This window comes from Vibrio sp. 10N.239.312.D08, assembly GCF_041466145.1.
GTDB lineage: Bacteria > Pseudomonadota > Gammaproteobacteria > Enterobacterales > Vibrionaceae > Vibrio > Vibrio crassostreae_C.
Genome location: NZ_JBFSSD010000018.1, coordinates 22,027 through 44,553, shown reverse-complemented (window position 1 = coordinate 44,553; position 22,527 = coordinate 22,027). Strand labels below are relative to the sequence as shown.

At 45.0% G+C, this 22,527-nt stretch carries 19 protein-coding genes; 11 read left to right on the top strand and 8 right to left on the bottom strand.

Features of this window, described 5'->3' with window-relative positions:
- Positions 1-77 precede the first annotated feature (77 nt).
- Genes AB6D58_RS11690 through AB6D58_RS11680 form a run of 3 tightly spaced genes read right to left on the bottom strand, consistent with a single transcriptional unit; the run spans position 78 to position 5,920 of the window.
- Positions 78-434: a gamma-glutamylcyclotransferase gene (locus AB6D58_RS11690; RefSeq protein WP_017069403.1), complete on the bottom strand. Its 357-nt coding sequence runs from the start codon at positions 432-434 to the stop codon at positions 78-80.
- A gap of 18 nt (positions 435-452) precedes the next feature.
- Positions 453-4,211 (bottom strand): translocation/assembly module TamB domain-containing protein, encoded by a 3,759-nt coding sequence (locus tag AB6D58_RS11685; RefSeq protein ID WP_017058901.1) that lies wholly within the window; start codon positions 4,209-4,211, stop codon positions 453-455.
- Positions 4,208-5,920, bottom strand: coding sequence for an autotransporter assembly complex family protein (locus AB6D58_RS11680; protein ID WP_102394285.1), 1,713 nt, complete (start codon positions 5,918-5,920; stop codon positions 4,208-4,210). The genes AB6D58_RS11685 and AB6D58_RS11680 overlap by 4 nt, the downstream gene beginning before the upstream one ends.
- A gap of 195 nt (positions 5,921-6,115) precedes the next feature.
- On the opposite strand from AB6D58_RS11680, the gene msrA reads away from it, so the two are divergent.
- On the top strand, positions 6,116-6,745 hold the full coding sequence (gene msrA, locus AB6D58_RS11675) for a peptide-methionine (S)-S-oxide reductase MsrA (RefSeq protein ID WP_102394286.1): 630 nt from the start codon (positions 6,116-6,118) through the stop codon (positions 6,743-6,745).
- Positions 6,746-6,855: 110 nt separating this feature from the next.
- On the opposite strand, the gene AB6D58_RS11670 is transcribed toward msrA, so the two are convergent.
- Positions 6,856-7,056, bottom strand: a complete 201-nt coding sequence (locus AB6D58_RS11670) for a DUF1107 family protein (protein WP_017058898.1) — start codon at positions 7,054-7,056, stop codon at positions 6,856-6,858.
- Between the two features lie 253 nt (positions 7,057-7,309).
- Here AB6D58_RS11670 and AB6D58_RS11665 point away from each other — a divergent pair, with 253 nt between their 5' ends.
- The 7 genes from AB6D58_RS11665 to AB6D58_RS11635 all read left to right on the top strand — a co-directional run bounded on the left by AB6D58_RS11665 (position 7,310) and on the right by AB6D58_RS11635 (position 13,073).
- On the top strand, positions 7,310-7,861 hold the full coding sequence (locus AB6D58_RS11665; RefSeq protein WP_372126919.1) for a YtfJ family protein: 552 nt from the start codon (positions 7,310-7,312) through the stop codon (positions 7,859-7,861).
- Between the two features lie 91 nt (positions 7,862-7,952).
- The gene (locus tag AB6D58_RS11660) at positions 7,953-8,243 is read left to right on the top strand and encodes a DUF2607 family protein (RefSeq protein WP_372126921.1); all 291 of its coding nucleotides are present in this window, start codon (positions 7,953-7,955) and stop codon (positions 8,241-8,243) included.
- Between the two features lie 40 nt (positions 8,244-8,283).
- The gene (locus tag AB6D58_RS11655) at positions 8,284-9,006 is read left to right on the top strand and encodes a DUF2796 domain-containing protein (protein WP_065584315.1); all 723 of its coding nucleotides are present in this window, start codon (positions 8,284-8,286) and stop codon (positions 9,004-9,006) included.
- A gap of 141 nt (positions 9,007-9,147) precedes the next feature.
- Entirely contained in the window at positions 9,148-9,864 is a 717-nt protein-coding gene (locus tag AB6D58_RS11650; RefSeq protein ID WP_017058894.1) for an ABC transporter ATP-binding protein, read from the top strand.
- Positions 9,861-11,120 carry an ABC transporter permease gene (locus AB6D58_RS11645; protein ID WP_017058893.1) on the top strand — a complete coding sequence of 420 codons (1,260 nt, stop codon included), beginning with the start codon at positions 9,861-9,863 and terminating at the stop codon, positions 11,118-11,120. The genes AB6D58_RS11650 and AB6D58_RS11645 overlap by 4 nt, the downstream gene beginning before the upstream one ends.
- A 14-nt stretch (positions 11,121-11,134) precedes the next feature.
- Entirely contained in the window at positions 11,135-11,650 is a 516-nt protein-coding gene (locus AB6D58_RS11640; protein ID WP_017058892.1) for a DUF3299 domain-containing protein, read from the top strand.
- Between the two features lie 514 nt (positions 11,651-12,164).
- The gene (locus AB6D58_RS11635; protein WP_017069397.1) at positions 12,165-13,073 is read left to right on the top strand and encodes a TIGR03899 family protein; all 909 of its coding nucleotides are present in this window, start codon (positions 12,165-12,167) and stop codon (positions 13,071-13,073) included.
- Between the two features lie 163 nt (positions 13,074-13,236).
- Here AB6D58_RS11635 and cysC read toward each other — a convergent pair whose 3' ends face one another.
- The 4 genes from cysC to cysD form a co-directional block, all read right to left on the bottom strand.
- Entirely contained in the window at positions 13,237-13,857 is a 621-nt protein-coding gene (cysC, locus tag AB6D58_RS11630; protein ID WP_372157335.1) for an adenylyl-sulfate kinase, read from the bottom strand.
- Positions 13,858-13,881: 24 nt separating this feature from the next.
- Positions 13,882-15,606, bottom strand: a complete 1,725-nt coding sequence (locus tag AB6D58_RS11625; RefSeq protein WP_017067554.1) for an SLC13 family permease — start codon at positions 15,604-15,606, stop codon at positions 13,882-13,884.
- Positions 15,607-15,671: 65 nt separating this feature from the next.
- Positions 15,672-17,102, bottom strand: coding sequence for a sulfate adenylyltransferase subunit CysN (gene cysN / locus AB6D58_RS11620; RefSeq protein WP_017063719.1), 1,431 nt, complete (start codon positions 17,100-17,102; stop codon positions 15,672-15,674).
- An 18-nt stretch (positions 17,103-17,120) separates the two neighbouring features.
- Positions 17,121-18,065 carry a sulfate adenylyltransferase subunit CysD gene (gene cysD / locus AB6D58_RS11615; RefSeq protein ID WP_226088532.1) on the bottom strand — a complete coding sequence of 315 codons (945 nt, stop codon included), beginning with the start codon at positions 18,063-18,065 and terminating at the stop codon, positions 17,121-17,123.
- 414 nt (positions 18,066-18,479) lie between these two features.
- On the opposite strand from cysD, the gene AB6D58_RS11610 reads away from it, so the two are divergent.
- The 3 genes from AB6D58_RS11610 (at position 18,480) to AB6D58_RS11600 (ending at position 22,512) form a co-directional block, all read left to right on the top strand.
- On the top strand, positions 18,480-20,456 hold the full coding sequence (locus tag AB6D58_RS11610) for a bifunctional 2',3'-cyclic-nucleotide 2'-phosphodiesterase/3'-nucleotidase (RefSeq protein WP_017069395.1): 1,977 nt from the start codon (positions 18,480-18,482) through the stop codon (positions 20,454-20,456).
- Positions 20,457-20,794: 338 nt separating this feature from the next.
- On the top strand, positions 20,795-21,382 hold the full coding sequence (locus AB6D58_RS11605; protein WP_372157333.1) for a DedA family protein: 588 nt from the start codon (positions 20,795-20,797) through the stop codon (positions 21,380-21,382).
- Positions 21,379-22,512 (top strand): ATP-grasp domain-containing protein, encoded by a 1,134-nt coding sequence (locus tag AB6D58_RS11600; protein WP_108092209.1) that lies wholly within the window; start codon positions 21,379-21,381, stop codon positions 22,510-22,512. Before AB6D58_RS11605 ends, AB6D58_RS11600 begins: the two co-directional genes overlap by 4 nt.
- Positions 22,513-22,527 lie beyond the last annotated feature (15 nt).

Here is a 22,527-nt window from a genome sequence, read left to right as displayed (position 1 = left end):
TCATTCTCAAACTAACGCTATTAAAAAGCCAGCACCTCAGTGCTGGCTTTTTGTTGTCTCGTAAGGTGATTAACTAGTTAGGAATCATTGTTCCGCTGACACCAGTTACCCGAAAGTATTTCTTTATTAGCTGTTAGATCAAGCTGATACAAATATACCCATGCTAATCCAAATATAGTCTCTATTTGCTCGCGACGATACTCAACAGGAACATCTTCTAGCCGATCGAGCGACTCTAAAATTTCGTCGTTAATGATATAGACCTCACCAGCGACACTTTTCTTTCCCAAAATCATCGCCGGATAGGCACCTAAATCAAAAAGTGCGTATTCCTTAGGTGTATCAAACTGCCCTAATAAATCGCAGCCCTGCAAATAATGGTGATTGGACTGACCTTGCCTCAAGGTTCCATAGACAAAAACAAGATGCTGCATATGCCCTCCCATACGGCTCTACTCGAACTCAAATTGATAGAGAAGATCCACAGCACTGTCTAGGCCAGAAACAGCTTCAACATAGAGATCCTGCATCAATCTATAACGAACGGTAAACTCACCTAACGAGTTAAAGATACCCACACCATACTTCACCTGTAAGCCAGGCAGGATGTAACCACTTACCGTCACTTGAGAGTCATCGCCAGAGCCTGCAGTATCCAGTTGCAAGTCCTTTACACCAAAGGCTTCACCGATTTCACCAACAACCTTACCACTCTTCGCTAAACTCAAACCGATTAAAGTCGTTGTCATCGAACCGCTCGACTCACCGTCGATATCTTGGCCACGCAAAATATAAGACAGTGCGTTCGCTTGTGGCATCGCTGGGTCAGAATAAATCTCGATGGTAGGCTCTGTCGCAGGGCCAGTCACTCGAATACCAGCGGTCACGTCATCCTGAGTATTATCAGGATTACGAATCGCGTTGATGGCTACGTATGGCTGATCCGGTGGTCCATTCATTAGGATCTTACCCTCTTCGATCAAGAGGTCTTGCCCGAATGATTGATAAGTACCATCGACGATGTTCACTTCACCTGTAATAAATGGACCTTGGTCTTTTTGAGCCACGTTGAGCTTACCGACCAAATCACCTTCAAGACCGAAGGCAGACAGTTTAAAGTCATCACCAATGGAGATATTAATATTCGTCATCACATTGAATGGAATCGTATCTTCGTTTTCTGGCTCTAGATCTTTATTCAAAATAACCTGATCAGAAGAGACGCCAACCGCTGACGGTGGTAAATCTTCAACAACAATTCGTCCCCATGGTAATGCAATATCACCGGTGATTTTCGCCAGATCTGGTGTGACATCAATAGTCATATCAGGTACGACCTTCACCTTAACCATCGGTGGGATATCAACCATCAACTCATCAGCGAAAACTCTAACGTTCGAATGCCATGCTTTAAGATCTTGCCAATCTCCGGTTCCCTCAATATCAAGGTGACCATCAGGTGTTTCGACATTCGCATCCAGTTTTGCACTATAACCATCAAAGTCGAGGTCGATGCGGCCATCTTTCACATCAACAGGCGTAACATCGCCTTTGACTTGAATACCATCAACAGAGAATTGACCAAAGACTTGAGGGTGCATCAGAGAGCCTTTAACTTGAAGATCACTCTCAAGGTCGGCTTTCAATAAGCTGTATTCACCTAGAATTGGTTGTAAGAAATCAAGATGGAACGTGGTCAGCTTAATTGCCGCATCGACCATTTTGTCTTCGGCAAGAATATCCGGTAACGACACCGTGCCAGACAGGTCACCATTGTCGGAAACATCCAACTTAAAATCGGCATCCAGTTTGTTGTCTTTCAGTTGGGCATTCAATGCAACGCTTTCCCAACCCAGTGTGATTGGCTCACCCACTTGTTGAACAACCTGACCTTTCGGCATATCAACGCTTACCGTGACTTCAGGCTCATCTTGTTCAGACCACTTTGCATGAGCAGTCGCATTGACTAAGCCCTGTAATTGCGTCTCTTTAGGCACAAAGGCTTTAATCTGCTCGAAATCGAATTGATTGATGGCTACCTTGGCCTCACCCGATTTTCCGACACGAACGTCTTCATCCAAACACACGCTCGAACCCGATTGTTTCCAACAGTGCGCTTGAACATCGGCAAACTGTTTATCAACATCCGCATTTATCGCGACAGGTTGATCTAACACCCAAGGACCTTGCTGAGTGGTGATTTTGACTCTGTCTAACGATCCATACCAAATAAGAGAAGGCTTTTGAATCAACTCTCCGGAAATAGCTAAGCTTGTAGACACGATGTCGGATATCACATCAAGTGTCACTGTGTGTTTCTTCTCACCACCACTCACCGTGAGATCAATGCTTTTTACGCTCTGATCTTGATAGGTTAGGTTGTTAGCTTTTAATTCAAGATCAGCTTGAGCTTCAGGTAATGGCAGAGGAACCACAGAACCATTAAGCGACAAGGATTCTAGTGTTGCTTCGTTATTCCAATCTACCTTATCCACATTTAGAGCGAGATCGACTTCAGGCTTTTTCGTTGGACCACTGAGCTGGATGTTACCAATCACTTTACCTTTCAAATCAGGGACGCTTTTTACAAGCTCAGGGAAGTGAATCTCAACACCCATGTCCCATTTCTTATCAAGCTCACCCTGAGCCTTAATCGAGTTAACACCGTGAGCTAAGCTCAAACCACTGGTTTTCAGTTTTGGTTCACCGCTCGCGCTGCGATCCGACGCTGACAACTGACCTTCGATATCCAGAGGGTATTCTCGCAAGATCCCTTCAATATCCAATTTAGGCAGTTCAATCGCCCAGCCGCCCGCTTCAGTCAACTCACCTGAGGTGACGATGTTTCCACTAATGTTGCCCTCAGCTTCTGGCCACTGCAGACCCGGTTGAATATCTTTGAGTGTCACGTCAGCTTGCCAGTTAACGAGACTCTTCCAGTTCGCTTTAACGACACCGTTAAGCTCACCGCCTAGCGTGTTGAGCTTTAGACGCTCGAGAACAATTTGTTCCGTCGTGCCTTTACCCTGTAGATCGATGGCTAATTCAGGGATTTCCTTACCATCGGCTTCACCTTTAAGAAGAACATTAAAACCATCTAGTGAGCCATCAGCTTTAAATTGCTCAATTGTCGCTTGGTAATCGCTTTTTCCGGTAAGGGGCCACTGTGCTTGTCCGCCCTCTAAAAGAAGGTCAAATGGCAGAGTCGGTTCTAAGGGTTGAATATCCCCAGACAACTTTGCCTCAATCAGCTCAGAAAATTGGGAGTCTAGGTTTAGCTTAGCCACGCTGCCTTGTGCTTTCAGAGACAACTTCTGCCCAACAAGGTCGGTTTCTTTCACCAACGCATCCAAAGAAAGTTCTAGCGGGTAACCGCCCTTGAGCTCAACCTTCGTGGTTAGATTGGCGCTTGCTTGTGGCATATCGAGTTCGAGAGTTGAAACATCAACCGTGTGTTTGCCCGCGCGAGCTTCTAACCCAAGGTGGTTAACAACGATTGGTGTTTCTTGTTCTAAGGTGAAACGGTTGAGGTCAAAACGCTCCAACACAACCTGCAGAGGAATCCAGACTTCCGGCAATTCGATAGCCGTTTTAACGGCAGCTTTTGGCTCAACCTTTTCTGCTTGCGGTTCTTCTGTCGACTCAGCGAGTTTAACCTTAAGATCATTGAATAAGGTTGGCGATACAGTTAGCTTTTCGCCCTGCATACTCAAAGCCGTAGAGAACAAGCTCCATTCAATTTCATGCCCTAAGATATTCAACTTGATATCAGACAAAGCGATACGGTTGATTACGATTGGCAACGGTGTTTTTACCGATGTTACGGGCGGAGTAGGTTCTGTTTCTTCTGTAGAGGCCGGAGGCAGTTCAGTAAATGCGAAGTCCAATCCTTGAATCGCTAAACGATCGACACACAACTTAGGGTCGAGCAGACAGCGAGGATTAATCGCCAAGTTCAGCTTTTGAACTTTGGTGTCTATATGCAGGCTGTCATCTTTAAACTGAACATTATTAAGCGTAAAGCTCGGGAAAAGAGCCCCTTTAGTGCTTTCCACTTTAAGCTGTGGCAACGCTTTTTCAGCGCCCCACAACACAGTGTTCAACCCTGGATTGGTGAACAAAACAAAACCTAGCAAGGCTATCAACAACAGCAAAATAGACGTCAATGAGATCGACGTCCACTTGATGCACTTGCCCATCACTTTGATCATAATTCTGGCCCTAAACTAAAGTGTAACTGGAACTCATCACCTTTTGCTGCATCTAGACCCCAAGCAAAATCTAAGCTCACAGGGCCGACGGGCGACGCCCAACGAACCCCGACGCCGGTACCATGTTTCCATTCAGGTTTATCATTGAAGGCATCACCAATGTCGTAGAATGCTGCGCCCCACCAGTTTCCAACCAAGCGGTATTGGTATTCAAACGAGCTGGTTGCAATGAATTTGGCACCCGTTAGTGCGCCACTTTCATCTCGAGGAGAGATCGACTCATAACCATAACCACGAATGCTATTGTCACCACCAGCAAAGAATCTTAGGGAGGGAGATAGCTTATCAAACTCGTCGGCAAAGTTGCCGCCAAATTGAAGTCGAGTTAAGCCTCGGTGATTGTCGCCAATGCTTCGAATCCAAGCGGTTTGACCTTGAAAACGAACAACCTTAGTTTCAGATAACAAGGTATCATCACCCGCTTCAACCATAATGGTTTGTTTATCGCCCCACATCGGCATCGAACCGCCTCGCGTTCGAGTGCGTGAGAAAGAGATACCCGGCAGCACAAATTGCGCTAAATCATCCTGCAAACCTTGCTCATAGTTTTCGACCAAGTATCGAATGAAGACCGTGCGTTGCCAACCGTTATCCAGTCGCCAATATCTTTCTAGCGCTAAGTTTGACTCCAAACTCTTGGTATCACGATTATCCAAGTTTTTCATACCGTACTTAACTTGATAGTAGTCGTTCAGCACGTCATCCAGAGGGATTTTATAGGTAGCGGTAATCGTCTGTTCAGGTTTAGAAATCGACAGGCTGCTATTGAAGCTATGGCCTTGTTCATTAACCCAAGGTTTTTTCCACTTCAGAGTGCCTTTTACGCCAAGGTCGGTGGATACACCGATACCCGTTTCGATTTGGTTACGAGCTTGCGGAGCAAGGCTAACCTTCATCGGGATCTCTCGGCCTTCGCCTAACTGGCTTAAATCTGGTTCAACAAATACCGAGGAGAACCAATCCGTATTGGACAGGTTTTGGTTGTACTCACCGACTTTGATGATTGAGTAAGGTTCGCCATCCTCAAATGGTTTAAGTGACTGCACCTTATCTTCTTCTATCTGGCTACCAGTAACCTGAGTAGTACCAAAGTGATAGCGGATACCACTGTTATAATGAAGACGAACATAAGCGCGGTTCAATTCAGGAGCGACTTCTAGCTTACTAAGATCATAAGCACCATCGAAGTAGCCTTTCGCTAAGCCAAGGTTGCGGATCGACGATTTCAAAGAGTCATAATTACCATGATTCAGAGTCGAACCTTTAGACAAGCTACTCTTCGCTATCAAGGCTAAAAAGTCTGGGTCATCCTTGGCTTCACCAGTTAGAACGATATCTGAAGTATAAATAACAACAGGCTCTCCCGGCTCAACCGTAACGGTCATTTCGGTATCATCTTCGGAGTGAGTAAATGTGATTTTAGGGTGGTAGTAGCCTAACGCATTCAGGGCTTCTTTAATCATAGATTCCAAGCGGGATTGGAATCTTAGTGAAACCGAATACTCTTCTTCAGGGATCGCACTCAGATAAGCATCAACATTATCCTCAAGCGCTCCATCTAGCCCTTTGATTTCAAGGGAAACGTCAGCGAAAGCGAGCGTCGATGACAATAGAGTGCCAATCAGAACTGGTAAAGTTTTTCTTATCATGTTTAATTGGTGAAGAAGTTATCAATACGTTAATAAGTGAAAAGAAATAATACCGCTAAATAGGCATTGAGTCTGTAATAAATCCTGGAATAACACGGTCTAATTTAAAGACTTATTCAATATTGACCAACAGTTAATATGAACCCACGTTAAATAAAAGCCAGCGCGGTAAACGTATGCGAAAAGGAATATAACATGCTAAACAAACAACAACTGGTTTATGCAGCAACCGCACTACCGGGAAATGCTGACCCAATTCGAATCACTGAGCGCCATTTCGTCAATCAAACCGACCTGCTCGATGCACCCACGGGCTCTCAACAAGAAGTCCTGTTTGGTATGGGGTGCTTCTGGGGAGCTGAGCGTTTGTTTTGGCAATTGGATGGCGTTATTTCAACATCCGTTGGTTACGCTGGCGGATACACAGTTAATCCCACTTATGAACAAGTATGTACTGGGCAAACCGGCCATACCGAGGTCGTTCGTGTCATATTTGATAGTGAACAAACCTCTCTAGCTCGAATACTTGAAACCTTTTGGGAGCGTCATGACCCAACTCAAGGGATGCGCCAAGGCAACGATTTAGGGACTCAGTACCGTTCTGCGATTTACACCTTCAGTGAAGAACAACAATCTATCGCTGAGCACTCTAAACGTGAATATCAACGAGCAATGACTGAATCTTTAGGCAACGAGATCACGACGGAAGTTCTGCCTGCTGGAAAATATTTTTTCGCAGAAACCTACCACCAACAATACCTAGCCAAAAACCCTAACGGTTACTGTGGGTTGGGCGGTACGGGTGTGTGCTTCCCTCCGCAATAATGTGCGTTAGGCATACAAGCTAGAACAACATCCATTAAAAAAAGGGCTTCCATCAGGAAGCCCTTTTCATTGTTAATCTATTCGGTGCAAGACAAATCGATAAAGCTCAGTTACACCGGCAACGCTGCAATGGTGCCGTTAACTTCTTTAAAAATAGTGAGCTTTTGTTTGTCTGAAACTTCAGGAAGTAGCACCTTGCCTTGGTCGAAGCGAAACTCTCCAACACCTTCAATAGCAAATTGGCCTTTGAACAGGACTTTAACGAAACGCGCCACCTGACGTGGACGGTAAGTAGAAAATTTTCTTAACATAATACAACCTCAATTCCATTTGAGTACTACAGTCACATACCTGAACAGCGTCGCTGTTCAAAGCACATTTAATCGCTAATTCCTTTAGCAAACAGCAAGATAATCTATTGTTCATCTTGATATTGATGCATTATACCTTTTGGTAACAAGCCTGCAACTTCTTTCTACGTCGTACGATAAAAAAGTTAAAGAGGCATTTTTCAAATTTCATATTATACTTCCTGTGCAAACCAATAAGCGGAACAAAAATATAATGAAAAACAAAACTCTACTGGCTTTTCTAGCCGCAGTCTCTCCACTCTTCGCCAATGCTCACAACCTATCAGTAGGCGCTACCCTGCCTGCCGTTGATGTGAGTAACTATGGTGAGATTGTTCTAAACGACGGAAATACTGGATATCAAGCTTGGGCAACCAATGATCTTCTAGGTAAAGTTCGCGTCGTTCAAGCTATCGCTGGCCGCAGCAGCTCTAAAGAGCTCAACGCACCACTGATGGCAGCCATTACCGCATCGAAATTCTCAGAAGACAGCTACCAAACCACCACTATCATCAACCAAGATGATGCGATTTGGGGTACTGGGTCTTTTGTTAAGTCCTCTGCCGAAAGCAGCAAAGAAGAATTTCCATGGTCTTCTATGGTCCTAGATGAAGACGGCGCCGTTGCGTCAACATGGGCTCTAAAAGAAGAAAGCTCAGCGATTATCGTTCAAGACAAGCAAGGTAAAATCTTGTTTGTAAAAGAAGGTGCATTAAACGAATCAGAAGTCACTCAAGTCATTGAGTTGATTAAAGCGAGCCTTTAATAAGATATTCGCGTCTTTTTCGAGACCTAACCAAAGGATATTGTTATATTATAACAGTATCCTTTTTTTAATTCTGTGGTTAATCATCCTGATGTGGCAAAACACACCCAACAATGTGAAACGCAAAACAGGCATCTTGCTTGGGCTTATGCTCATGTTAAGCGTGTTAGCCGCAACACACATTGTGGATATCGCACCAGAGCACCACACTTCACACCATTGTGAGCTGTTTTCGCTTAATCAGTTCATCACAGCGCACTCACTACCACAGATTCCAGAGTTCCATTCGGAATTTACTGTCGCTATTACAGAGTCAGTAACTTCACTACAGCGGCTATATTTCGCTTATTTGGCACGCTCACCTCCTGTAAATATCGCTTAATTACCACTACTTTTTAATTAACCTTTATTCAGGAAAAAACATGAAACCTACTTTTTTAGCCGTTGTTATCGGCATGACTGTCTCTACAAATGCTCTAGCTAACGAAGAATTCCGCTCTCATGATGCACACGTACATGGCCAAGTTGAAGTAAACATCGCGCAAGATGGGCAAGAATTGCTTGTTGAAGTAACAGCTCCAGGCGCAGATGTGGTTGGGTTTGAACATGCTCCAAAAACTGCAGAACAGAAGAAAGTGTTTGAACAGGCTATCGCACAATTAAACAAGCCAGAAGAGCTGTTTAGTTTTAACAATGCGAGTTGTACTCTGAAGTTCAAGTCAGTAGCAAACACCTTAGAAGGCGGTCATGACGACCATGAAGGCCATGACCATGCGGAACACGGTCATGGCGACCACAAAGACCATGATCACGCTGAACACGATCATGACGACCACAAAGACCATGACCACGCTGAACACGATCATGATGACCACAAAGACCATGACCACGCTGAGCACGATCATGATGACCACGAAGGTCACGACCACCACGATCATGAAGGCCACGATCACTCAGAAGGTGGCCACGGTGAGTTCACTGTTGAGTACCACTATGAATGTTCAGATGTTGCTAAGCTAGACACAGTTAGCACTCAGTGGTTCTCTAAGTTCAGCAACACTGAAAAAATGACGGTGAACCTACTAACAGACACAGCTCAAGTACAAGAAGTGCTTAACGCAGAGCGTATTAGTTTCCGATTCTAATCACTCCTAGATCGGATTAAACGTAAAATAAACAGCCAGGTAAGTCATCGCTTACTTGGCTGTTCAAATCGGTGTGTTCCTGGGAATTTATGTTTCAAATTACTGTCCAGTAGATACACCGCTTTAATTATTGGAGCTAGCATGTCTTCTGACAGTTCATCACTTGTGGTCAAACTCGAAAATATCAGCTTTCGTTGGAAGCCTGAATTACCACCAACGTTAGAGATCCCCTCTCTTCACATCCAAGCCCAAGAGCACCTTTTTATTAAAGGGCCAAGTGGTTGTGGAAAATCAACTTTGTTAGGGCTACTGACCGGAATCAACCAAGCTGAGCAAGGAGAAGTCTCTATCCTTGATCAAGACCTCACTCAGCTTACACCTCGTCAAAGAGATAAATTCAGAGCCGATCATATTGGTTATATTTTCCAACAATTTAACCTGCTTCCTTATCTATCAGTTATCGATAACGTGACGCTTCCTTGCCAGTTTTCACAGATACGTAAACAGCAAGTCGCTGAAAGCCAGAAAAGCTTACAAGAGACGGCTCGAGAGTTGTTACTCAGATTAAAACTACCTCAAGCTTTAATGGACAAGCCCGTTACCGAGTTAAGCATCGGTCAACAACAACGTGTTGCTGCCGCTCGTGCTTTGATCGGCCAACCCAAAATCATTATTGCCGACGAGCCAACCTCGGCTTTGGATCATGACAACCGAGAAGCTTTTATCGAACTGTTGTTAGAACAAGCCAACCAGGCAGGTTCTACTCTTATCTTTGTTAGCCATGATCCAACACTAGAAAAGTTGTTCACTCGAACCATAGATTTAAAAACCGTTAACCAAGCTAAGGTTGTCGTATGAAAGTAATTACTCACTTAGCCTTAAAAAGCGTACTCAACCGTAAAGCCACAGCCATTCTAACTATTCTCACTGTGGCTGTATCCGTCATTCTATTACTCGGTGTGGAACGTGTAAGAACCGAAGCTAAGAGCAGCTTCGCCAATACGATTTCAGGTACTGACCTTATCGTCGGTGGCCGCTCTGGTCAGGTAAACCTGCTGCTTTATTCCGTATTTAGAATCGGTAATGCGACCAACAACATCGACTGGAAAAGCTATGAAGAATTTAGCCAGCACAACGCTGTAAAGTGGGCGATCCCAATCTCATTGGGTGATTCACATAAAGGCTTCCGCGTAATGGGCACGAACCATAGCTACTTCGAGAATTATCGCTATGGAAGTAAGCAACCACTTACTTTTCAGCAAGGCAAAGAGTTTAATCAGCTATTTGACGTAGTGATTGGTGCCGACGTCGCGAAGAAGCTAGATTACAAAATAGGTGATCAAATCATTCTTGCGCACGGTATCAGTGATGTTGCGTTTAGCCGTCACGATAATCTGCCCTTCAAGATTGTGGGAATACTCGCGCCAACAGGAACACCAGTAGACAAAACCGTACACGTATCGCTAGAGGCAATCGAAGCAATTCATGTTGGCTGGGAATCAGGTGCCAACCTCGGGCACACACCGAATGCTGAAGCGCTAAAGCAACGTGACTTCCAACCGAAGCAGATTACCGCGATGATGGTTGGCCTTAAATCGAAGATCCAAACCTTCGCACTGCAACGAGAAATCAATAACTACCGCCAAGAACCTTTAAGCGCCATTATGCCGGGCATTGCGCTTCACGAATTGTGGGGAATGATGGCTGTAGCAGAACAAGCATTACTGATTGTTTCAGGGTTTGTTGTTGTCGCCGGATTATTGGGTATGCTCAGTAGCCTACTCACTAGCTTGCAAGAAAGGCGTCGAGAGATGGCTATCCTACGTGCGATGGGCGCAAGACCTCGTCATGTGTTTGGTTTACTGATCAGTGAAGCCAGTGCACTAACCTTCCTTGGCATTACATTAGGTGTTGCAGTGCTGTTTGCGCTGATCGCAGTGGTTGCTCCTATTGTGCAACAAAGTTATGGTATCAACATATCGATATCCGCAATCACACCGCATGAGTGGAAACTGCTTATGCTGGTACAAGTTGCCGGAATCATTATCGGCTTTATTCCCGCTTTCAGGGCTTACCGCCAGTCATTGTCTGATGGCATGACGATTCGAATCTAAAATAGGAACCTACGATGCAACGCAAATTCCTACTGATACTTGGGCTACTTCTGTTCCCATTTATCAGTACAGCTCACGCTGAAACCACTCAGAATGACGAATCGGTATTAACACTTGAATGGATTGATTTGATTCCAGAATCAGAGCGCGCTCAACTAGATTCATTTGGTATGCCAATGGTTGACCACAATAGTATGGACAAACCTCAACAATCGACACTTGGTGCTGTTCGCCCAGAGCTGAATGGCAGCACAGTGAAGATTCCAGGCTTTGTGATTCCATTGGAAGGTGATGAGAATATGATCACTGAGTTTCTGCTGGTACCGTACTTTGGCGCATGTATCCACGTGCCACCGCCGCCACCGAACCAAATCATCTACGTGAAGTTCCCGAAAGGTGCGCCAATACAGCAGTTATGGGATGTAATTTATTTAGTCGGTACGCTAAAAACTGAGTCGATCAGCCATGACTTAGCGCAAACAGGTTATCTTATTGAAGGTACTGCGATTGAAGAATATGACGACATGTAGTCATTAGAAGGGTGGCTCAAGGATGAGCTGCCGTCACTGAACGAGTGTGATCATTCAATAACAGTTTAATAACGATAATTTTCTTCTGAATTACGCGATGTAATTAGATAAGTAAGCTAGAACAGCGACATAAATCGCGAGTAATAACCCTATACTAAGCTGTTTCTTCAGCTTGTTATCATTGACTTGATTCATAACTCCTCCTTGAGAATTACAACAAATTTAACATTTTATTATCATCAACAAAAGTAAAATTTTGTTGAAACCTTCAACTATGCTCGCAAAATCTAGCCACCAATAAGATAAAGAGTTACATTTTAGACAGTTATACCAATCACAATAAGTAAGTGTTCAGAAATAGCGTAGGAAAAAGCCTTGAGAACAAGGCGGAGCTTTTTGATAAGTAGTTATTCTACAATCAAAAATTGTAGCTCAGTTATCAAGCGTTTTAACAAGCTAGGCTGAGCAATTATTTACTACGATTGGTTTTGAGTCGTCTCCTAACGGTACTCTTATGTCAAAAACCAAACAGCCAGTGATCATTGAGCATGCTAGCGACACACAGCATAAGCATGAGAAAAAGCCTCATATTGCCGACAGTGCCAGCAGAATGCTGCACATCGCACAAAGCTTCGGCCTCGATTCCTTAATTAGTCATAGTGCCAAGCCAAAGGATAAAGCTGAGAGTACGCTTATCGAACGGGCACTATTGCGAGAGAAAAAACGTAGAGAGCTTCGCCAAAAGAACCTAGAACAGATTCTAAAGTTGGCGCACTCTTCATGTAAGGATGAAGCGGCTGGAGACCCGGATCAGGACTGGTTATACCGTTTCTTCGACATGGCACAAGAGATCCACAATACATCGATGCAGAGGCTATGGGCTCAAGTACTGAAACGAGAAGTCACCAACCCAGGCTCGACGTCGATGAAGGCACTGCAAATCTTAAAAGACATGACACCAAAAGAAGCGTTAACCCTACAAAGGGCAGCATCACTGGGTTGTAGCTTTGGTAGCGATAACAGCAGAAAGCTCTTACTCGGCTTTAAATCTCATGCTGGGCTATTCAACTTTGGCAAAAGGGACACCACCAACACCATCAACCTTGGTGGGCACAACCTGCCCTACTCCAGCTTGCTCCACTTGATAGAGCTCGGGATTATTCTGGGCACAGAATTAGAATCCGGAGAGATTGATTTCGATCCAGCCCTGCACCTAACCTATCAAGGTAAGAGCATGTCACTGGCACCATTATCAAAAGGCGTGAAGCTGGTTTACTACCGATTCAGCCCTACAGGCAATGAGCTTTGTACCTTGCTCGGCAACAAGCCAAACACACAATATTACGACCAACTGATTGCACTATTGAGCCAGAAATTCACGGTTCAGACAGAGGTGAAAAGCAGCGTGAATTACACCGTCTAGACACTCTACGGAGCTAAAATAGACGATGTAAGAAGTGAAGTATTAAGAGGAATAAAGAGAATCTAGGGGATAGGTTTCTTGTCTCGGAAAACCAAGGCTGTACTACTTATCAGTCATGAATAAGTCGATAAGTAAGTGAACAGCCTTAGTCGTACCAACGATCTCAATTGGCTAAAATATTTCGCTTCTCCAACGCATCAATACACAGTTCGACCAATTCATCGAGTGTCTTCTCACCTGCAGGTAGATCAATCTCAGGGTTCAGAGGCGCTTCGTACACTGAACTAATACCTGTGAAGTTCGGGATTTCTCCGGAACGTGCTTTCTTATACAGACCTTTAGGATCACGCTGTTCGCAAACCTCTAATGGCGTATTGACGAACACCTCAAGAAACTCACCTTCCGGCAATAAATCTCTCACGAGTTGCCTTTCAGCTTGATGCGGAGAAATAAAGGCTGACAACACGATCAAGCCTGCATCTGCCATCAATTTAGCAAGCTCACCAATACGACGGATGTTCTCTCGACGATCTTGCTCAGAGAAGCCAAGGTCGCTACATAAGCCATGACGCACATTGTCACCATCCAATAAATAAGTATGGTAACCAAGCTGTGCCAAGCGATTTTCTAATGCTCCAGCGACTGTCGATTTACCAGAACCAGACAACCCCGTGAACCAGAGCACGGCTGGCTTTTGTGATTTCAGATCCGCGCGAAATGTTTTATCAATCGAGTGTTGATGCCACACAACATTCTCATCTTTGGATTTGAGTACTGCGGTCATAATTAGTCCTTTAAATAAACAGCATTAAAATGGGAAAAAATAAGGAATTAGGGTCAGCACCAAGCCCGAATATACAATCGAGATTGGAATGCCGATACGCAGATAATCCGTTAAATGGTAATTACCTACGCTATAAACAAGTAAGTTGGTTTGGTAGCCGTATGGAGAGATAAAACTGGCACTGGCACCAAACAGTACCGCCATGATGAACGGCATAGGGTCAACGCCATAACCTACTGCCATACTGTAGCCAATCGGAAATGAGAGTGCTGCAGCCGCATTATTGGTCACCAGCTCTGTCAAAACCAAAGTCATAAAGTAGGTAGCAACTAACGCACCGAATACGCCCCAGCCATTAAACGCCTCCATAAACATCAGCCCCATCCGCTCAGATAAACCCGATGAAATCATCAGTTGAGCAATAGAAAGTGCAGAGCCCACGATCACCACAATATCAACTGGGAAACGGCGGCGGAGCTCACCCAGTTGCACCACGCCAAATGCCACCAGCAACAGTAGAAAACCAGCTAAGCCTTTGATAATAGGTACTGCATCGATAAGGGCTAAACCAATCACGCTAGCAAAGCCGAGCAACACGAACGTCGATTTGTCGGCATCAAGCTTGGCACTCGAATCTAAGTCATTCATCAACACAAACTCTTTGTTGTGTTGTTGGCGCTGTTCTTCAAAGCGTTTACCTGGAACCAAAATCAAGGTATCACCAGCGGTCAATGTGATATTCCCTAGCCCACCTTCTAGGCGTTCATGGCCACGACGAATAGCAACCACAACCGCATCGAAACGATCTCTAAATTGGCTGGTTTTCAGGGTTTTGTTACAGAAGCTTGCCGACGAACTCACCACCACTTCAACAAAGCTCTGGCCATTCAAATGATGCTGACCAAACAGGGTTAAACCTTGGATTTCTTGCAGTGTTGCAACACTCTCTACATCACCACAAAACAGCAATCGGTCGCGAGCTTGAAGAATAAAATCAGGGTCAATAGATGCGGTGGTCTTACCGTCTCGAATCACTTCCGCTAAGAACAGTTTTCTCAATGCTCTGAGGTTGTTTTCACTTACGCTGCGACCAACTAACGGTGAGCCCGGCTCCACTCTGGCTTCTAAAAAGTAAGGCAGATCATCTTGAGAACCATCATCGTAGCTGGGTAAAAAATAGCTAAGAGGAATAAGGATCAATACCCCACCGACCAAAACCGCTAAACCGATCAAGGTAGGTGTGAAAAAGTTTAAGCTCGGTAAACCTGCATCTTCAACAAAACTATTGATGATCAAATTGGTAGAGGTGCCGATCAATGTCAGGGTGCCACCTAAGATGGCAGCGTATGACAAAGGGATAAGTAACTTAGACGGCGCGTGCTGTTGATTACGTTTGATCGCCCCGATCAAAGAAACAACCACCGCGGTGTTATTAGTAAAAGAAGAAAGTAACGCTGTAGAAATACCCAACTTCGCAACCACGGTACCTAGCCTACCTTCAGAGATATTGCGGCTAACCCAGCTGATTAAGCGAGTTTTCTCCAACGCACTTGATGCGAGGATCAGAAGAATTAAAGTCAGTAACGAGGAGTTAGTGAAGTTATTAGCCAAGCTCGACAAGTCGATCATGCCAGCCATAAAAGCAATAAACGCCGCGCCAGCAAAGATAAAGCTTGGCTTAATACGGGTAACGAGCAGGCAAGTAATGATGCCGAGCAAAATCGCTAATACAAATCCTTGTTGCCACATATACCCGTCCTTTATGGCGGAAACGATCGGTTTCCGCCTGATTCAATAAGCTGTTACTTGGTCGTTTATGACTTCAGTAGTTGGCTTAGATCTTTGGCATCCCAATGAGGGAAATGTTTGCGAACCAATGCGTTGAACTCAAGTTCAAATGCAGAGAAGTTACCGACTTGCTGTTCAACAGAGTCCAAACGGTCTCGAATCAAACCCGCGCCAACCGTCACGTTGGTTAGTCGGTCGATAACGATGAAGCCACCGGTATCGGCACTTTCACGGTATTTATCCAGCGCGACAGTCTCGTTCAGTGACCATTCACACAAGCCAATGCCATTCAATGGCAACTCATCGACAGCGTGAGTCGATAGGTTGTTGATGTCGTATTGGTGACGAACCGTTTCAACCTGACCAACGGTTTTCTTGCCTGCGATCTTGATGTCGTAAGCTTTGCCCGGTTGCAATGGTTGCTCTGTCATCCACACGATGTCAGCCAATACGTGGTTAGTGGATTCAATCTGCGCGTTTTCTAGCACAATCAAATCACCACGACTGATATCAATCTCATCTTCAAGGGTCAGTGTTACTGCCAAGCCCGCTTGCGCAGACTCCAAATCACCATCAAAAGTTACAATGCGTGCAACCTTAGAGGTTTTACCCGACGGCAGCGCCTTGATTTCATCACCGACACTGACACGGCCAGAGGCAACGGTGCCAGCAAAACCGCGGAAGTCTAAGTTAGGACGATTGACGTACTGAACTGGGAATCGGAATTCACCTGCCGAACGCTTTTGGTCAATGTCGACGTTCTCTAACACTTCTAGCAGAGATGGGCCTTCGAACCATGCAAGCTCTTTACTTGGTGCAGCAACGTTGATGCCTTCAAGCGCCGATACTGGCAAGATCTGAATATTGGTTTCACCTTCTAGGTTTTCTGCAAACTCTAGATACTGATCGCGAATCTCTTCAAAACGATCTTGTGAATACTCCACAAGATCCATCTTGTTTACAGCAACGATGAAATGCTTCAAACCAAGCAGGTTAGAGATAAACGAGTGACGACGTGTTTGATCCAGAACGCCCTTACGAGCATCAATCAAGATCACCGCCAGATCACACGTTGAAGCGCCTGTTGCCATGTTGCGCGTATACTGCTCATGCCCAGGAGTATCAGCAATAATGAACTTACGTTTTTGAGTCGAGAAGTAGCGGTAAGCCACATCGATCGTGATCCCTTGCTCACGCTCAGCCTGCAGACCATCAACAAGCAGTGCCAAATCAGGTTTCTCACCTGTCGTTCCCACTCGTTGGCTATCCGAGTGAACCGCCGCTAGCTGATCTTCATAAATCTGTTTTGTATCATGGAGTAAGCGACCGATTAGCGTACTTTTACCGTCATCTACCGAGCCACAAGTTAAAAATCTAAGCATAGATTTATGCTGATGCTGACTTAGATAACCTTCAATCCCTAGTTCAGCCAATTCGGCTTCTACTGCACTATTCATTTTTCTTTCCTTAGATTCTTAGAAATAACCTTGGCGCTTTTTCAGCTCCATAGAGCCCGACTGATCATGGTCAATCGCTCGACCTTGACGCTCACTAGACGTCGCCACCAGCATCTCTTCAATAATGCCCGTTAGCGTATTCGCCTCAGATTCAACCGCTCCGGTTAATGGGTAACAGCCTAAAGTACGAAAACGAACGCTTTTCTCTTCAATCACTTCACCTTCTTGCAGCTCCATACGGTCATCATCAACCATGATCAGCATGCCATCACGCTCAACTACAGGGCGTTTGTCTGAAAGGTAAAGTGGAACAATATCGATGCTCTCTAGATAGATGTATTGCCAGATATCGAGCTCAGTCCAATTAGATAGCGGGAAGACACGAATGCTTTCGCCCTTATTAACCTGACCGTTGTAGGTGTGCCAAAGCTCTGGACGCTGGTTTTTTGGATCCCACGTATGGTTCTTATCACGGAAAGAATAAACACGTTCTTTCGCACGAGATTTTTCTTCATCACGACGCGCACCACCAAAAGCCGCATCGAACCCATACTTGTTTAACGCCTGCTTAAGGCCCTGTGTTTTCATGATGTCAGTGTGCTTCGAAGAACCATGTACAAATGGGCTACAACCCATCTCAATACCTTCTGGGTTCTTATGTACTAAAAGGTCGAAGCCGTACTTTTTAGCCGTACGATCACGAAACTCAATCATCTCGCGGAATTTCCAATCCGTATCTACATGCAATAGCGGGAATGGAATCTTGCCTGGATAAAACGCTTTGCGAGCTAAATGAAGCATCACAGAAGAATCTTTTCCGATGGAGTACATCATCACTGGGTTATCAAACTCAGCCGCTACTTCACGGATAATATGAATACTTTCCGCTTCGAGCTGTTTTAGGTGGGTTAAACGTTCTTGGTCCATTTCAGTGCTTCCTTTAAGGCTCGCGTTACGAGCAATTCATTACTTGGTCTTGCCAAGCAAGGGATTTAACTCATCCACTTGAGTGAATGGGAGTATTGGCACTAGAAGAAAACAGAAGCTTCGTTTTGAGCTATCCTTGCTATTCATCTGCCTGATACGTCCTTGATATAGGCATTATGACGAGCCTCTCATATTACTGGAAATTCTAAAATTTCATTTTTTATTCGAAAAGCTGATAAGGGATTGGATTTACCGATAAGCAGGTGAAATGAATGGACTAATATTATCGATATCAGTTGCGCATCGATTGAGCAGCTTTGTGAGGCGTCTTGCAGAACACCATAAAGTAATCGATCTAAGTCACGAATTAACATTCGTTGTAATCATTGTTTCATTCGGTTTTGTTACATTACGCAACGAATTTTCTACTATCCACTTTGGAGCTACAAAATGAAAGTTGCAATGAAACCTTTGTCATTGGCTGTACTTGCGGGTCTTGGTTTGACTTTAGCAGGCTGCACAACAACACCAGATACCGATGAAGTGATTAAATTACGTGTCGTAGAAACGACGGATATCCATACCAACCTAATGGATTACGACTACTACAAAGACAAGCCATCGAAAAAAATCGGCTTAGCACGTACTGCAACTTTAGTAAAAGAAGCTCAAAGCGAAGTAACCAACAGCGTTTTAGTTGATAACGGTGACTTGCTACAAGGTAGCCCAATGGGTGACTACATGGCAGACAAAGGCATCGAAGCTGGCGAAGTTCACCCTGCATATAAAGCAATGAACCAACTAAGCTACGACGCTGCAAACCTAGGTAACCACGAATTCAACTACGGTCTTGAGTTCCTAGAAGAATCTATCAACGACGCTGATTTCCCGTACATCAGTGCTAACGTTTACGACGCAGAAACCAAAGAACACTACTTCACGCCTTATATCATCAAGACGCACACGTTCGAAGATACTGCTGGCGTAGAGCACGAAGTAAAAGTGGGTTACATCGGTTTTGTTCCACCACAAATCATGACGTGGGATAAGAAGAATCTAGAAGGCAAAGTGATCGCTCGCGATATCATTGAGACGGCTAACGAGTTAGTGCCTCAAATGAAAGCGGAAGGTGCAGAGGTTATCGTTGCTATCCCTCACTCAGGCGTATCAACTGACCCATACAAAAATGGCGAAGAGAACTCAACGTTCTACCTATCTGAAGTAGACGGCATCGATGCGATCGCATTCGGCCACTCTCACGCAGTTTTCCCAGGTAAAGGTTTTGATGACATTCAAGGCATCGACAACGAAACTGGCACCATGAACGGCGTTGCGGCAGTAATGCCTGGTCGTTGGGGTAGCCACGTTGGTGTTATGGATCTAACACTTGCACAAAAAGACGGTAAGTGGGAAGTTGTTAAAGGCCAATCAGAAGCGCGCCCTATCTACGACAAAATAGAGAAGAAATCGCTTGCTGCAGCTGATGAAGGCATCGTAACAGCACTAGAAAAAGACCACGCTGGTACTCGTGAGTTTGTTAACCAACCGATTGGTAAAGCAGACGATGTGATGTACAGCTTCTTGTCTCTAGTACAAGACGATCCAACAGTTCAAATCGTTAACCTTGCACAGAAAGATTACGTTGAACAGTTCATCCAAGGTGACCCTGACCTAGATGGTACGCCAGTACTTTCAGCAGCTGCACCATTCAAGGCCGGTGGCCGTAAGAATGACCCAGCGAACTTCACTGAGGTTGAATCTGGTCAACTGACATTCCGTAACGCAGCTGACTTGTACCTTTACCCGAACACGCTAGTTGCGATGAAGGTAACAGGTCACGAAGTAAAAGAGTGGCTTGAGTGTTCTGCAGGTCAGTTCAACCAAGTGGATGTTAACTCCACAGCACCACAACAGTTGATTGAGTGGGATAACTTCCGTACTTACAACTTCGATGTTATCGACGGTGTTGATTACCAAATCGACGTAACTCAACCTGCTAAATACGATGCAAACTGTAAAGTCGTTAACCCTGACTCACAGCGTATTGTTGGCCTAACTTACCAAGGTAAGCCAATCGACATGAAGCAAGACTTCCTGATCGCAACCAACAACTACCGTGCATACAGCGCTAAGTTCCCAGGCACAGGTGAAGACTTCATCGCATTTGATGCACCAGATGAGAACCGTACTGTTCTTGCAAACTACATCTCTCGCGTAAGCAAAGAGCAAGGTCAAGTGAGCCCAAGCGCGGATAACAATTGGTCATTTGCGCCAATCAAAACAGATAACAAGCTAGATATCCGCTTTGAAACATCTCCAAGCGACAAAGCAGCAGAGTTCATTAAAGAGAAGGGTCAATACCCGATGAAACGTGTTGCGACTGACGATGTTGGTTTTGCTGTTTACCAGATTGACCTAACTAAATAGGTTGCTTAAGTAATCCATAGTTAACGTTCTGAAAGGCTGAGTTTAACGACTCAGCCTTTTTCTTTTCTTCTAAATGTTCAGCCCAAAGCCCTAATTTTCGAACGACAAACTCTCGTTCAACCCGCTTCTAAATGCCACGCCTTTAGCTTCAAAACAGCAGTCAAACAGCAGTCAAACAGCAGTCAAACAGCACGACTCAAACCACCAATTGAATAAATCCAACACAAAAAAACACTAATCAGCTGTAAGTTTTTATCTGCTCCTCCTGTCTATTTAATTTACTACACTCAATGAATGGTGGTTAAGCCATTCATCTATAGGATAGATAAGGACATTTGATGAGCACCGTCGAGAGCATTCAAGCATGGTTACATTCAGGAAAGGAGTCGCTGCTATGGCTGATGCTTGGCATCATCGCGCTTTCTTACCTGCTTGAAGATCTTGCGATTGTTACGGCGGCAGGTATAGCGACTCAAGGTCTAATACTTCCTCAATATGCGCTGCTTGCGATTTTCATCGGTATTGCCACGGGTGATCTCGGTCTTTATTACCTGGGTAAATCAGGACGTTACTTCCGAGGTGTTCGATATAAAGCCCTCACTAATAAGTACTTTCGTTCGCTTCGTACCAAATTACGTCAGAACGCATTCAGCAGCCTTTTTGTTATCCGCTTTATTCCAGGGCTTCGCACCGTCGGGTTTACCTTAAGTGGCTTTTTCGCCATCCCACTGCCTACTTTCTTGTTTGCTGTCATCAGCGCCACCGCGATCTGGACTGGCATTGTCTTCTCTGCCATCTACTATTTAGGGACATCAGCGTGGCTGCAAGCCTCTGAATATCAATGGATTATCATCCCGTGTGCCATCGCTTTGCTGTTTATCGGCAATCGATTAATGAATAGAACCTACTCTAGAGGATTATCATGAGTTCACCGCAAGATATTCGCATCATTCCCGCACATCAAATCAATGCAGGCATGCCTTTGCTTGAAAAAGATACCGTGCGCAGCGTCTCTCCTTATGAGTTTCTTCCAACTTGGTTCTTCTACACGCCAGTGGTGATTCAAAGCCTGATGCAAGGGTTACGGCACTTTGACTGGGCACTGCCGCTCATCGCCAACCCAAGCATCAAGTTAAGCGGTATGGTAGGCGAATCAAAACACGAGATATTAAGCCTTGCCGGATCTTCAAGTCAGCGTTGGATCTCTCCGTTTATCACCCTCACCAAAACGGATCTCAGCGGTAAGAAACAAGCTGAAGATGCACGCAGCGCACTCATACAATCCGATCTTGATTTCCCGATTGTCGCTAAACCAGATCTTGGCTGTCGAGGCGTTGGCGTCAAGCTGATCAACACACAAGATCAACTTGAGCAATATGTTGAATCTTTCCCAAATAACGCTCGCTTTCTACTGCAAGAAAAGGCGCCTTATCAGGCAGAAGCTGGCGTTTTCTATGTTCGTTACCCAAACAAAAAGCAAGGCGAGATCATCTCGATCACACTCAAATATGCGCCAATGGTGATGGGTGATGGCAAGTCGACACTCAAGCAGTTAATTGAAAATAGCCCGCGTGCTGGGCAGCTCAGTCACCTGTATCTACCAAGGCATCAAGATAAATTGGATCACGTGCTCGCAGAGGGCGAAGAGTTCCAACTTGCGTTCGCAGGTAGCCATAGCCGTGGCTGCATCTTCCGCGATGGCAATCAATACATCACTCGGGCTTTAACTGAACGTTTAGACGAGATATTCGATGACTTCGATGGTTTTCATTTTGGCCGACTCGACGTCAAGTTTAAGGACATGCACAGCCTAATGAACGGAGAGGATTTCACGATCCTTGAGGTCAATGGCGCAAGCAGTGAGGCTGGGCATATCTGGGATCGCAACACACCGCTGCGAGAGATATTTTCTACGCTACTACTGCAATACCGCATTCTTTTTGATATTGGCGCTCAGCAAAAACAACGAGGCCATAAGACTCCTTCTTTCAAAAGCTTATTCGCTGCGTGGCAAGAAGAGCGACGTCTTGTTCAACAATATCCGACCACTGACTAACTTTGTACGAGGACC